The sequence below is a fragment of the Nocardioides sp. Root1257 genome, assembly GCF_001425175.1.
Taxonomy (GTDB): Bacteria; Actinomycetota; Actinomycetes; order Propionibacteriales; family Nocardioidaceae; genus Nocardioides.
Genome location: NZ_LMDV01000013.1, coordinates 13,743 through 27,299, shown reverse-complemented (window position 1 = coordinate 27,299; position 13,557 = coordinate 13,743). Strand labels below are relative to the sequence as shown.

The following is a 13,557-nucleotide window of genomic DNA, read 5'->3' as shown; positions in this document are numbered from 1 at the left end:
CGGGACCGGCTCACCGCGAGGTGGGCCGGTACCTCCGCTCGGGCCGCCCGGCGCCGCCGTACTGCAGTCGGACGGTCGCCGCGCCCGTCGCGACGAAGTGCTCGAGGTAGCGACGCGCGCTGACCCGCGAGATCCCGACCGTCTCGGCGCAGGCCGCGGCGCCGACCTCGTCCCCGGCGCGGAGCGCCGCGAGCACGGCGTCGGCGGTCTCCTGGCTCAGCCCCTTGGGCAGCTCCTCGCGGGCGCGGCCGACCGGCGCGAAGACGGCGTCGATGTCGGCCTGGTCAGGCACGTCGCTGCCCGCCAGCGCGGCCTGGGCCTGGCCGAACGCCGCGAGCCGCGCCGCCAGGTCCTCGAAGACGAACGGCTTCACGAGGTAGTGCGCCGCACCGCCGGCCACCGCTGCGCGCACCGTGTCGGCCTCCCGGGCGGCGGTGATGACGATGACGCCGACGGCGTTGCCCTCGGCGCGGAGCCGGCGCAGCACCTCGATCCCGCTCATGTCCGGCAGGTGCACGTCGAGGAGCAGCAGGTCGGGCGCGAGCCGCTCGACGTCCTCCAGGGCGGCGCGACCGGTGCCGGAGACGCCGACGACCCGGTAGCCGGGCACCCGCTCGACGAAGCGGGTGTGGATCGAGGCGACCATGAAGTCGTCCTCCACCACCAGCACGTCGAGCTCGGTCATGAGGTTCCCGTCCAGGCGCCGGCGGGCAGTCGGGCGGTGAAGACGGCGCCGGACGCATTGTGCACCGAGACCGACCCTCCCCGGCGCTCGCACACCACCTGGACCAGGGCGAGACCGACGCCGCGGCCGCTGGCGTCGGACGGCTTCGTGGACCAGCCGCGCCGGAAGATCTCGGACACGTCCTCGGGCCGGACGCCGGGCCCGGAGTCGGCGACCTGGATGACGACCGTGGGACGCTCGCCCTGGTCGACGGAGAGGCGTACGTCGACCCGCGCGCCGTCGCCGGCGGTGTCGGCTGCCGCGTCGACGGCGTTGTCGACCAGGTTGCCGAGCACGGTGCCGACGTCGGCGGACAGGTCGGGCTCGAGCCGCGGGAGCGCACTGTCGGCGCTGAGGTCCAGTGCGACCCGGCGCTCGGCCGCCAGGCTCGACTTGGCGATCAGCAGGGCCGCGACGGCCGGGTCGTCGACGCGGGCGGTCACGAAGTCGCTGATCGCCGCCCGGCGCGACGTCACCCCCGTGACGAACCGGCCGACCTCGTCGTACTCCTCCAGCTCGAGCAGACCCGAGATCGTGTGCAGCTGGTTGCTGAACTCGTGCGTCTGCGCGCGCAGCGTCTCGGTGACGCTCTCCCGGGCGCTGAGCTCGCTCTGCATGGAGAGCAGCTCGGTGCGGTCGCGCAGCGTCGTCACGGTCCCGGCCGACCGGCCGTCGTGCTCGACGCGGTTGCCGTTGAGCACCACGACCCGGCCGCCGACGACCAGCACGGCGTCGCGGACCTGGTCGCCGCCGCGCAGGAGCGAGGCGAGGTGGTCGGGCAGATCGAGCTCGTCGAGACGCCGCCCGCTGGCATCCGCAGGCAGGTCGAGGAGCTCGCGGGCGCTGTCGCTGACGAGGGTCACGACGCCCTGGTCGTTGATGGCGACCACGCCCTCGCGGAGCGACGTCAGCAGTGCCTCGCGCTGGTCGGCCAGCCCGGCGATCTCGGCGGGCTCGAGGCCGCGCGTACGCCGGCGCACGAGCCGTGAGAGGAGCCACGCGCCGAGCGCCCCGATCGCCAGCCCGGCGGCGAGCACCGCCAGCACGTCGGTGCGGGTCTGCGCGAGACGCTCCGTCAGGGGCGGGTAGTCCTCGGTCACCACCGCGATCCCCACCTGGGCCGGCGCCACGGGCGGGTCGGCGCGGGCGTCCCCGGGGCTGAAGACCGGCACCTGGGCGGCGATCGCGCGGTCGCCGAGGTCCACGACGTCACCGCTCCAGACGCGCCCGTCGGCGGCGTCGCCCGGGCCCAGGTCGACCTGCTCGCCGACACGTGTGGGGTCGGTGGAGACCAGGACGGTGCCCGTCAGGTCGGTCAGGTGCGCGGCGCTGGCCCCGACGTCGTTCGCGCGCTGCTGCAGCGAGAAGCTGAGCGCTCGGCGGTCGACGTCGCCGGCGAGGCTGTCCTGCACGACCGCGGTGTTGGCCAGGCTCTCGGCGGCCGAGCGGAGCCGGTCCTCACGCGAGGTCCGGAAGTCCTCGTCGCTCTGGCGCAGCGAGACCACGCTGACGACGACCACCACGGCGAGCAGCACCACCAGCTGGAGCAGCAGGACCTGCCCCGCGAGCGTGCGGGGTCGCGGCGTACGGGACCGTGACCACAAGTTCCACAACCTCCTTTGGTTGCCCAATGGTGACGCCGGTCACCTGGCGGAGTGACGATCGGCACGTGCAGACCTCACCACCGACCGACCGGCCACGACGGGCCCTCCTGCGCGCCATGCTCGCAGGTGCGTGCGCGCTGGTGCTCCTCACCGGGTGCGGTGTCACCCGCGGCGACGACACCAAGGACCTGGACATGTGGATCCCGAACAGCCCCGGCGGCGGCTACGACCAGACGGGCCGCGCGGCGGTCGGCGTGCTCGAGCGGGACGACGTGACCGGGGGCAACATCCAGGTCACCAACATCCTCGGCGCCGGCGGCTCGGTCGCTATGTCCCGGCTCTTCGGCGAGGAGGGCAACGAGCACCTGCTGATGACGATAGGCCTCGGCGTGGTCGGCTCGACGTACTCCTTCGCCGTCGACTCCCGCCCCCAGGACGCCACCCCGATCGCGCAGCTGATCGAGGACCAGGAAGGTGTGCTGGTGCCGGCGGACTCGCCGTACAAGACGATCGACGACTTCGTCGAGGCCTGGAAGAAGGACCCCGGCGGCATCGCCGTCGGCGGCGGCTCCTCGCCGGGCGGCCCCGACCACCTCTTCCCGATGCAGCTGGCGAAGGCGGTCGGCATCGACCCGCGCGAGGTGCGCTACGTGTCGTACGACGGCGGCGGGCCGCTCACCAGCGCGCTGCTCGGCAACAAGATCCAGGTCGGCTTCTCGGGACTCGGCGAGTTCGAGGGGCAGATCGAGGCCGGGGACCTGCGGGCGCTGGCCGTGTCGGGCGAGGAGCGCCTCGAGGGCGAGACCGTCGCCGACATCCCGACGCTGCAGGAGAGCGACATCGACCTGGTGTTCACCAACTGGCGTGGGGTGCTCGCGCCGCCCGGGATCTCCGACAAGCGCAAGCAGGAGCTCATCGACTACCTCACCGAGATGCACGACTCACCCGAGTGGCAGCAGGCGCTCGAGGACAACGGCTGGATCGACGCCTTCCACACCGGCGACGACTTCGAGAAGTTCCTGGTGGCAGAGGACGAGCGGGTCGCAACGACCCTGAAGGAGCTGGATCTCATTGACCACGACGCCTGAGACCCGAGTGGCGCCGCCGCCCGACGAGACCGTCGGCATCGACCGCGCGCAGTACGGCCTCGCCGCCCTCCTCGCGGTGGTCGGCGCCTGGACCGTGTACGACGCCTCCACCCTCGACGTCGGCTTCGCCGACCCCGTCGGGCCACGCGTGTTCCCCTACGTCATCGGCACCGGCATGATCGTGCTCGCCGTGCTGCTCGCGGTCGCGACGGCGCGGGGGTCCCGCCCCGAGCCCGAGGCGGGCGAGGACGTCGACCTGACCGTCTCTGCCGACTGGCTGACGGTGACCAAGCTGCTCGGGGTCCTGCTCTTCACGGTCGCGACGATGAACCTGCTGGGCTGGGCGGTCAGCGGCGCGCTGCTCTTCGCGGGCGCCGCCTGGGTCCTGGGCAGTCGGACGGTCATCCGTGACGTGCTCGTCGGCGCCGTCCTCGCGGTCGGCAGCTGGTACGGCTTCTACGTCGGCCTGGGCATCCCGCTCACGCCGGGCATCCTCGACGGAATCCTCTGAGGAGCCGACATGGACAACCTCGACCTCCTCTGGGGCGGCCTGCAGACCGCGGTCACGCCCGAGCACCTGCTGTACGCCGCCATCGGCGTCCTCCTCGGCACGTTCGTCGGCGTGCTGCCCGGCATCGGCCCGGCGATGGCCGTCGCCCTCCTGATCCCGGTCACGTTCACCCTCGACCCCACGTCGGCGTTCATCATGTTCGCGGGCATCTACTACGGCGGCATGTACGGCGGCTCGACGACGTCGATCCTGCTGAACACACCGGGTGAGTCCGCCTCGGTGATGACGGCGATCGAGGGCAACAAGATGGCCCGCAAGGGCCGGGCCGCCCAGGCGCTCGCCACCGCGGCCATCGGCTCGTTCGTCGCCGGCACCGTCGGCACCCTGCTGGTCGCGTTCTTCGCCCCGGCGCTGGCCGACGTGGCCGTCGAGATCGGCGCCCCGTCGTACTTCGCGATCATGGTGCTGGCGCTCGTGATGACCACCACCGTGCTGGGCAGCTCGCCGCTGCGCGGGTACGTCGGCCTCTTCCTGGGCCTGTCCGTCGGTCTCGTCGGGCTGGACCTCAACACCGGTCAGCAGCGGCTCACGATGGGGGTCCCGCAGCTGATCGACCGCATCGACATCGTCGTGGTGGCGGTGGGCATCTTCGCTCTGGGCGAGGCGCTCTGGGTGGCGGCGCACCTGCGCCGCTCGCCGATGCGCGTCACGCCGGTCGGTCGGCCCTGGATGGGCCGCGACGACTGGCGCCGCTCCTGGAAGCCGTGGCTGCGCGGCACCGCGTTCGGCTTCCCGTTCGGGGCGATCCCGGCCGGCGGCGCCGAGATCCCGACGTTCCTCTCCTACGCGACCGAGCGCCGCCTGTCGCGCAACAGCGACGAGTTCGGCCACGGCGCGATCGAGGGCGTGGCCGGCCCCGAGGCCGCCAACAACGCCTCCGCCGCGGGCATGTTCGTGCCGATGCTCGCCCTCGGCCTGCCGGTGACCGCGACCGCGTCGGTGATGCTCGCAGCCCTGCAGGGGTACGGGATCCAGCCCGGTCCGCAGCTGATGAGCGACCAGTCCGACCTCGTCTGGACGCTGCTCGCCAGCCTCCTGATCGGCAACGCGATGCTGCTGGTCCTCAACCTGCCGCTGGCGCCGCTGTGGGCTCGGCTGCTGCGCATCCCGCGCCCCCAGCTGTACGCCGGGATCCTGTTCTTCGCCTGCCTGGGCGCCTACGCGACCAACCTCGACCCGTTCGACGTCGGGCTCCTGGTCGTCTTCGGCCTCATCGGCCTGATGATGCGGCGCTTCGGCATCCCGGTGCTGCCGTTCATCCTCGGCGTGATCCTCGGACCGCTCATGGAGTCCAAGCTGCGCGAGGCGCTCGCGATCTCCGGCGGTGACTTCTCGGTGCTGCTCGACGAGCCGCTCGCGATCGCGACGTACGCGCTGATCGCGGTGCTCGTCGTGGCGCGACCGGTCTTCGCGGTGATCAACCGCAAGGAGCACGACGAGACCGACCGGTCGCACGACGAGGAGCTGGTGGAGCGATGAGCGAGCAGTGGGTGGTCGTCGCCTGGACGCCCGACGAGTACGGCGCGGCCGCGCTCGACCACGCCCTGGGCGAGGCCGCGCACCACGGTCGCGCGGTGGTCGTGGTCAACGGCAGCCGGGGCGACGCGCTGGTCGACGACCGGTACGCCGGTGCCGACGCGCTGGCCGACGTACGGTCCCGGCTGGCCGACTCCGGGCTGACGCACGACGTCCGCCAGTCCGTCGGCGGTGAGGTCGCCGACCAGGTGCTGGCGGTGGCCGACGAGCTGGGCGCCGCACTGGTCGTCGTCGGGCTGCGGCACCGCACACCGGTCGGCAAGCTGCTCATGGGCAGCGTCGCGCAGCGGATCCTGCTCGGCGCGACCTGCCCGGTGCTGGCGGTGAAGCCGGGCCCCGGGGTCGGCTGAGCCCGTCGCCGGTTCGCCCCAACGACCGGTCGGTTGCGATACTCGGACGGACATGACGACTGAGACGAGCTCTGCCCCCGCCCGCGAACTGCTGTCGGTCGCCATGGTGACCCTCGGGTGCGCCCGCAACGAGGTGGACTCCGAGGAGCTCGCCGGACGGCTCGAGGCCGACGGCTTCCGGCTCGTCGGCGACCCGGCCGACGCCGACACCGTGGTCGTCAACACGTGCGGCTTCGTCGAGTCGGCGAAGAAGGACTCGGTCGACACCCTGCTCGAGGCGGCCGACCTCAAGGCGACCGGACGCACCCAGGCCGTGGTGGCCGTGGGCTGCATGGCCGAGCGCTACGGCAAGGAGCTCGCCGAGTCGCTGCCCGAGGCCGACGCGGTGCTCGGCTTCGACGACTACCCGGACATCGCCGCGCGGCTGCGCTCGATCGTCGCGGGGGAGTCCCACGCCGCGCACACCCCGCAGGACCGCCGGCTGCTGCTGCCGATCACCCCGGTCGAGCGCGCGCTGTCGACGACCCCGGTGCCGGGCCACGCGTCAGGACCGGCGTCGCTGCGACGGCGCCTGGACTCCGGCCCCACGGCGTCCCTCAAGCTGGCCAGCGGCTGCGACCGACGCTGCTCCTTCTGCGCCATCCCCTCCTTCCGCGGCTCGTTCGTCAGCCGCCGCCCCTCGGACGTGCTCCAGGAGGCGCGCTGGCTGGGGGAGCAGGGCGTGCGCGAGCTGTTCCTGGTCAGCGAGAACTCCACGTCGTACGGCAAGGACCTCGGCGACCTGCGGCTCCTCGAGACGCTGCTGCCCGAGCTCGCTGCGGTCGACGGCGTCGACCGGGTCCGGGTCTCCTACCTGCAGCCCGCCGAGACCCGCCCCGGCCTGGTCGAGGCGATCGCGGGCACGCCCGGGGTCACGCCGTACTTCGACCTGTCGTTCCAGCACGCGAGCGCCGGGGTGCTGCGGCGGATGCGCCGCTTCGGCGACCCGGAGAGCTTCCTCGGCCTGCTCGAGCAGATCCGTGCGCTGGCCCCGGAGGCCGGGGTGCGCAGCAACGTGATCGTCGGCTTCCCGGGTGAGAGCGACGAGGACCTGCAGACCCTCTGCGACTTCCTGGTCGCCGCCCGCCTCGACGTGACCGGCGTGTTCGGCTACTCCGACGAGGACGGCACCGAGGCCGCGACGTACGACGGCAAGCTCGACGAGGACGAGGTGCGGGCCCGGGTCGAGCACGTCGGCGACCTGGTCGAGGAGCTCACCTCCCAGCGGGCCGCGGACCGGATCGGCGAGACGGTCGAGGTGCTCGTCGAGAGCGCCGACGCCGAGGACGGGCGGGGCATCGAGGGCAGGGCGGCACACCAGGGCCCCGAGGTCGACGGGTCGACGTACCTGCTCGACGCCGACGCCCGGGTCGGCGACCTGGTCCGCGCGGTGGTCGTCGAGTCCGACGGCGCCGACCTCTACGCTCGGGTGCTGTGATGGCCGAGGCGCAGGTGCAGCAGCCCAGCAACTGGAACGTCCCCAACGTCCTGACGACGTTGCGGATCGTGGCGGTCCCGTTCTTCGCGTGGGCGCTGCTGGTCGACGGCGGCGACTCGATCACCTGGCGCTGCGTCGCGTTCGTGATCTTCTCGCTGGCGATGATCACCGACAAGATCGACGGCGACCTGGCCCGCAAGCACAACCTGATCACCAACTTCGGCAAGATCGCCGACCCGATCGCCGACAAGGCGGTCACCGGCATGGCCTTCATCGGGCTCTCGATCGTCGGCGACATCTGGTGGTGGGTGACGATCGTCGTGCTGATCCGGGAGTGGAGCGTGACGCTGCTCCGTCTCTCGATCCTGAAGAAGGTGGTCATCGCGGCCGCCGACCTCGGCAAGATCAAGACGACCTTCCAGGCGGTCGCCCTAGCGACGCTCTGCCTGCCCCTGCGCGACCCCGACCTGCCCAGCGGCCTGGAGGTCCCGGGCGAGGTGATCTTCTACCTGGCGCAGGCGTGCCTGGCGATCGCGGTCGCCCTCACGCTGTGGTCCGGCTGGGAGTTCTACCGCGACGTCTGGAAGCAGCGCGCGACCCTGCGTTCGTAAAATCTCGGCCGTAGTCCTCAGGCTTACGCGTCCGATGCCGATCTGTAACAACTTGTTCACCGTATCTCTTGCGAGAGACGAACGTTTCGGGGTTAGGTTCCCTTCACCACGCTCCGCGCCGGAGGGCTTCCCCCGTCGTTGATTCGTTCTCGGGAATTCTCTTGCTGTTCCCGGGTCTGGTCGCGATGTTTCCGATGGCCGGTTCGATGGCGCTGCCCCCGTCCTCGCCCTCACGTTCGGAGAACGCCCTTCATGCTCGCTACTCGGAAGCGACTGACCGGAGCGTTCGCGCTCGCGGTCGTCGCCAGTGGTCTGTCCCTGTTGCCGCTCGCCCCCGCCTCGGCGAACCCCGCCGGCACCGGCCTCGTCATCAACGAGGTCTACATGAACGGCGGCTCGACCGGCGCGTCCTTCAAGGACCGCTTCGTCGAGCTCTACAACCCCACCGGCTCGCCGATCACCTTCACCGGCTCGGTGCAGTACCGCTCAGCCACCGGCACGGGCAACGCCAGCGGTGTGGCACCGCTGGTCGGCGTCACGGTCGCCTCCCACGGCTACTACCTGATCCGCGGCGCGAGCAACGGGGCGAACGGTGCGGCACTGCCCTCGCCCGACCAGACCGCGACCGGGCTCAACATGGCGGGCGGCTCGACCGGGGGAGGCACCGTCTTCCTGACGACCACCTCGAGCGCGTCCAACCCGACCACGGACAGCGGGATCGTCGACCGGCTCGGCTACGGCACGAGCAACTTCCCGGAGGGCACGGCGCCGAGCGCCGGGTGGGACGTCACCCACAGCCTCACGCGAACGGGTGGGGCGGACGCGGACGCCAACGCCACCGACTTCACCACGATCACCCCGCCGACGCCGACCGGCTCGGGCACCACGCCGTCCCCCCTGGGCGCGACCGACCCGGGCGACAAGACCACGATCGTCAACCTGCCGATCACCGGGTTCACGCTGGAGGCCACGGGCGGCACCGCGCCGTACCACTGGGTGGCGACCGGCCTGCCCGCTGGCGTGACGGTGGCCGACGGCGGCGCCGTCTCCGGTACGCCGACGGCCACGGGCACCTTCGACGTCACGGCGACGGTCACCGACTCTGCCGGGACCCCGACGACCGCTCAGACGTCCTTCAGCGTCACGGTGACGGAGGTGCCGACGCTGCGCACGATCGCCGAGGTCCAGGGCCCCGGCGACCGCTCGCCGTTCGCCCCGGCCTCCGGCACGGACGCGGGCGAGAACGTCCGCGTGCAGGGTGTCGTGACCGGCATGTACGCCGACCCGTACCCGGCTGAGCTGGGCGCCAACGGCGGGCTCGACGGCATGTACATCCAGACCCCAGGTGCCGACACCGATGGCGCGTCTGACGCGGTCTTCGTCTACGGCAACAACTCGATGCCGGCGGGTGTGGCCATCGGCGACTCGGTCGAGGTCGTAGGACCAGTGAGCGAGTTCGCGGGGCTGACCGAGATCACGCCGGTCGCCGGCGGCGTGAACGAGATCGCGTCGATCGGCACGGCCGATGCGCGGGCCATCGCGTACCCGACGACCGAGGGGGCACGCGAGGCACACGAGGGTGAGCTCCTCGCCCCCACCGACGAGTTCACCGTCACCAACAGCTACAGCACCAACCAGTACGGCGAGGTCGGGCTGGCCACCGGTGACCACCCGCTCGTGCAGCCGACCGAGGTCAAGGCCGACGACGACGTCGCGGGGCTCGCCGCTGTCAAGGCGGACAACGCGGCCCGCGGGGTCGTGCTCGACGACGGGACGAGCATCAACTACCTGACCAACGACTCTCCGCAGCAGGACCTGCCGCTGCCGTGGCTGGGCCCGGACCACGCCGTGCGCGTGGGCGCCGAGGCGACGTTCCACCAGCCGGTCATCCTCGACTTCCGCAACAGCGTCTGGAAGTTCCAGCCCTCGCTGCCCGTGAAGGACCTGGGCGACGCCGTCGTCACGTTCGAGGACACGCGGACGCCGAACCTCGCGCCCCAGCCGGTCGGCGGAGACCTCAAGCTGGCCACGTTCAACGTCCTCAACTTCTTCAACACCACCGGTGAGCAGTACGTGCTCAACGGCGCCGCGCAGAGCCCCGCCGTGAACACGGCCTGCTCGTACTACACCGACCGTGACGGCAACAGGATCGGCAACAACACCTGTGGTGTCGTCACGAACGGCACGAACGCCGGCAACGGACCTCGCGGTGCGGCGACCCAGGCGAGCCTGGACCGCCAGCGCGACAAGATCGTGCACGCGATCAACACGCTCGGGGCGGACATCGTCAGCCTCGAGGAGATCGAGAACTCCATGAAGCTGGTCGGCGAGACCAACCGGGACGACGCGCTCGCCTACCTGGTCAACGCCCTCAACGCCGACGCCGGAGCCGGCACCTGGAAGTTCGTGCACTCGCCCGCCGAGGCGCTCGACGCCACCGCGATCTCCGAGCAGGACGTCATCCGGCCCGGGTTCATCTACAAGCCGGCCAAGGTCCAGCCGGTGGGCATCTCGGACATCCTGTTCGGGACCACCGAGTTCGCGAACGCCCGTGAGCCGCTGGCCCAGGCGTTCAAGCCCACGGGCGCGCTCGACTCGGCGGCGTTCGCCGTCATCGTCAACCACTTCAAGTCCAAGGGAGACAGCAACCCGGCGGCCACGGGCGACAACGCCAACAGCCCGGACACCGGTGCGTTCAACGGGGATCGGACGCGTCAGGCCACTCGGTTGGCCGCGTTCGCCCAGGAGTTCGCGCAGAAGCGGGGGATCTCGGCGGTGTTCCTCACCGGCGACTTCAACTCGTACTCGAAGGAGGACCCGATGCAGGTCCTCCACGACGCGGGCTTCACTGCGATCGAGTCCGACGACGCCGGTGAGGAGAGCTACTCCTTCGGTGGGCTCTCCGGCTCGCTCGACCACGTTCTCGGCAACGCGGCTGCGTACGCGATGGTGACCGGGGCGGACATCTGGGACATCAACGCCGCGGAGTCGGTCGGCTACCAGTACAGCCGCTACAACTACAACGTCACCCAGCTGTTCAACGCTGCGAACCCCTTCGCAGCCTCCGACCACAACCCGGAGATCGTCGGCATCGACCTGCCCGCGTTCACCACCGATCACTCCGAGGTGCAGATCCTCGGCACGAACGACTTCCATGGTCGGCTCCTCGCCGATGGTGCCAACGCAGCGGGTGCAGCCGTGCTCGCCGGTGCCGTCGACGAGATGCGGGCCGACAACCCGGACACCGGCTTCGTCGCTGCCGGTGACCTGATCGGCGCGTCCACCTTCGAGTCGTTCATCCAGGACGACGAGCCCACCATCGATGCACTCAACGAGGCCGGGCTGGACGTGTCCGCGGCAGGCAACCACGAGTTCGACCAGGGCTACGAAGACCTCGTCGGACGCGTGCAGGACCGGGCGGACTGGAAGTACATCGCCGCGAACGTCGTGGAGCCGGCTGGTCGTGACGACCTCGCTCCCTCGTGGATGCAGACGTTCGACACCGACGCCGGCGACATCAAGGTCGGTTACGTCGGCGCGGTGACCGAGGACCTTCCGTCCCTGGTTTCGCCGTCCGGCATCCAGGGCGTCACCGTGACGGACATCGTCGACGCGACCAACGCGGAGGCGGCCAACCTCAAGGCCGCAGGTGCCGACCTCGTCATCCTGCTCGTCCACGAGGGTGCTCCCAGCACCGACTGCTCGACGATGACCGATCCCTCGACGACGTGGGGTCACATCGTCACCGGTGTCAACGACTCCGTGGACGCCATCGTGTCGGGGCACACCCACCTGGCCTACAACTGCTCCTTCCCGGTCGCGGGTTGGTCCGGGCGGGCAGTGACCAAGCGTCCGGTCGTCTCGGCCGGTCAGTACGGCACCTTCCTCAACAAGCTGGTCTTCAGCTTCGACAACACCAGCGGTGACCTGGTGGCGACGTCGCAGGACGTGATCGGGCTGGCGGGTACGGGGTACGCGCCGAACGCCGAGGTCGCCCAGACCGTCGCTGACGCCAAGGCCCAGGCCGACGTCCTCGGCGCTGCGGTGCTCGGCAAGATCGGCGGTGGCTTCAACCGGGCCAAGCTCGCCAACGGCACCACGGAGAATCGCGGCGGCGAGTCGTCGCTCGGGAACCTGGTCGCCGAGGTCCAGCGCTGGGCGACGGAGACGCCGACGTCCGGGAGCGCTCAGATCGCGTTCATGAACCCGGGCGGTCTGCGCGCGGACATGACCGGGACCGGCGCCGGGACATTCCCACGGGACCTGACCTACAAGCAGGCCGCGGTGGTCCAGCCCTTCGCCAACACGCTGGTGAACATGAGCCTGACCGGCGCGAACATCAAGCTGGCGCTCGAGCAGCAGTGGCAGCGCGACGCCAGCAACAACATCCCGTCCCGTCCGTTCCTGCGGCTCGGCATCTCGAAGGGGTTCACCTACACCTACGACCCCTCGAAGGCGGAGGGCTCCCGAGTCACCGGGATGTGGCTGAACGGGGTCGCCATCGACCCGGCAGCGACGTACTCCGTGACGGTGAACTCGTTCCTGGCCTCCGGCGGCGACAACTTCCGCGCCTTCAACAACGGCACGGCCAAACGGGACACCGGCAAGGTCGACCTGCAGGCGATGGTCGACTACATGGATGAGTTCGCCGGCACCACGCCGCTGGCGGTGGACTTCAGCCAGCGCTCGGTGGGTGTGAAGTTCCCGGCTGCCGCTCCGGCTTCCTACGGGCCGGGCGACCACATCGTGTTCGACGTGTCCTCGTGGAGCATGTCGACCGCCGCGGACACCAAGGACACAGCGGTCCAGGTCAAGCTGGGCAGCCAGGTCCTCGGAACGGCGCCCCTCGACAACACGGTCGGGACCGACGTCTTCGACGAGTACGGCAAGGCAGCCGTCGACGTCGTCGTGCCGGCCGACGTCGTCGGGGGAGCCACGGCTCTCACTCTGGTCGGGACCGACACCGGTACGCAGACGCGGGTGCCGGTGACCCTCGTGGGAGCGCCGCCGACGGAGCCGACGGCGTCGACGGTCAGCGCTGGCAACGTGTCGGTGACCTACGGCAAGGCGGGCACCGTCACGGTGACCGTGGGGCCCGCGGGTGCCACCGGAACCGTGCAGCTGTTCGACGGCGCCAAGAAGATCGGCGTGGCGACGGCGGTACCGGCATCCGGGATCACGAAGGTGGTCCTGCCGGCCCGCTCCCTGAAGCCGGGGTCGCACACGCTCACGGCGGCCTACTCCGGGGACGACGACTTCACGTCGGGCTCCGACACCTTCAAGGTCGTCGTGGCCAAGGCGGCGTCGGGGACGAAGGCGACCGCCAGGCCCGCCAAGGCGAAGCTGAGGAAGACCCGGGTCACGTTGAAGATCGAGGTCGACGGCCAGCCCGGCGTCGCCGCGACCGGCAAGGTGCGGGTCACGGTCCCGGGCCAGGGCACCAAGACCCTGACCCTGCGGGGCGGCAAGGCGACGTTGACGCTGGGGAAGTTCACCAGCACCGGCAGCAAGACGATCCGCGTCAGCTACCTGGGGAGTGACGTCCTCAAGCCGAGCGCGGACACCGTCCGGGTCGTCGTCAAGCGGTAGCAGCGCA

General features: G+C 71.0%; 9 protein-coding genes. 7 read left to right on the top strand and 2 right to left on the bottom strand.

Features of this window, described 5'->3' with window-relative positions; all coding sequences use genetic code 11:
• Nucleotides 1-10: 10 nt before the first annotated feature.
• Together ASC77_RS23140 and ASC77_RS23135 are read right to left on the bottom strand one after the other, a co-directional pair.
• Complete coding sequence (locus tag ASC77_RS23140) at nt 11-685, bottom strand: response regulator (RefSeq protein ID WP_056158712.1); 675 nt, start codon at nt 683-685, stop codon at nt 11-13.
• Nucleotides 682-2,328: an ATP-binding protein gene (locus ASC77_RS23135; RefSeq protein ID WP_056158708.1), complete on the bottom strand. Its 1,647-nt coding sequence runs from the start codon at nt 2,326-2,328 to the stop codon at nt 682-684. Before ASC77_RS23135 ends, ASC77_RS23140 begins: the two co-directional genes overlap by 4 nt.
• 65 nt (nt 2,329-2,393) lie before the next feature.
• On the opposite strand from ASC77_RS23135, the gene ASC77_RS23130 reads away from it, so the two are divergent.
• From ASC77_RS23130 to ASC77_RS23100, 7 genes are all read left to right on the top strand, one after another.
• The gene (locus ASC77_RS23130; protein WP_235547909.1) at nt 2,394-3,416 is read left to right on the top strand and encodes a Bug family tripartite tricarboxylate transporter substrate binding protein; all 1,023 of its coding nucleotides are present in this window, start codon (nt 2,394-2,396) and stop codon (nt 3,414-3,416) included.
• Nucleotides 3,400-3,927, top strand: coding sequence for a tripartite tricarboxylate transporter TctB family protein (locus tag ASC77_RS23125; protein WP_056158705.1), 528 nt, complete (start codon nt 3,400-3,402; stop codon nt 3,925-3,927). The genes ASC77_RS23130 and ASC77_RS23125 overlap by 17 nt, the downstream gene beginning before the upstream one ends.
• 9 nt (nt 3,928-3,936) lie before the next feature.
• Complete coding sequence (locus ASC77_RS23120; protein ID WP_056158702.1) at nt 3,937-5,466, top strand: tripartite tricarboxylate transporter permease; 1,530 nt, start codon at nt 3,937-3,939, stop codon at nt 5,464-5,466.
• Nucleotides 5,463-5,873 (top strand): universal stress protein, encoded by a 411-nt coding sequence (locus ASC77_RS23115; RefSeq protein WP_056158699.1) that lies wholly within the window; start codon nt 5,463-5,465, stop codon nt 5,871-5,873. Before ASC77_RS23120 ends, ASC77_RS23115 begins: the two co-directional genes overlap by 4 nt.
• A 91-nt stretch (nt 5,874-5,964) precedes the next feature.
• Entirely contained in the window at nt 5,965-7,350 is a 1,386-nt protein-coding gene (rimO, locus tag ASC77_RS23110; protein WP_235547929.1) for a 30S ribosomal protein S12 methylthiotransferase RimO, read from the top strand.
• On the top strand, nt 7,350-7,961 hold the full coding sequence (gene pgsA / locus ASC77_RS23105; RefSeq protein WP_056159164.1) for a CDP-diacylglycerol--glycerol-3-phosphate 3-phosphatidyltransferase: 612 nt from the start codon (nt 7,350-7,352) through the stop codon (nt 7,959-7,961). The genes rimO and pgsA overlap by 1 nt, the downstream gene beginning before the upstream one ends.
• 252 nt (nt 7,962-8,213) lie before the next feature.
• Complete coding sequence (locus tag ASC77_RS23100) at nt 8,214-13,550, top strand: ExeM/NucH family extracellular endonuclease (protein WP_056158697.1); 5,337 nt, start codon at nt 8,214-8,216, stop codon at nt 13,548-13,550.
• The last annotated feature ends 7 nt before the right edge of the window (nt 13,551-13,557 follow it).

Excerpts from the sequence above, each read along its gene's own strand:
- ASC77_RS23140 (WP_056158712.1), bottom strand. The coding sequence starts at position 685 with ATGACCGAGCTCGACGTGCTGGTGGTGGAGGACGACTTCATGGTCGCC.
- ASC77_RS23115 (WP_056158699.1), top strand. The coding sequence starts at position 5,463 with ATGAGCGAGCAGTGGGTGGTCGTCGCCTGGACGCCCGACGAGTACGGC.
- ASC77_RS23120 (WP_056158702.1), top strand. The coding sequence starts at position 3,937 with ATGGACAACCTCGACCTCCTCTGGGGCGGCCTGCAGACCGCGGTCACG.
- pgsA (WP_056159164.1), top strand. The coding sequence starts at position 7,350 with ATGGCCGAGGCGCAGGTGCAGCAGCCCAGCAACTGGAACGTCCCCAAC.
- ASC77_RS23100 (WP_056158697.1), top strand. The coding sequence starts at position 8,214 with ATGCTCGCTACTCGGAAGCGACTGACCGGAGCGTTCGCGCTCGCGGTC.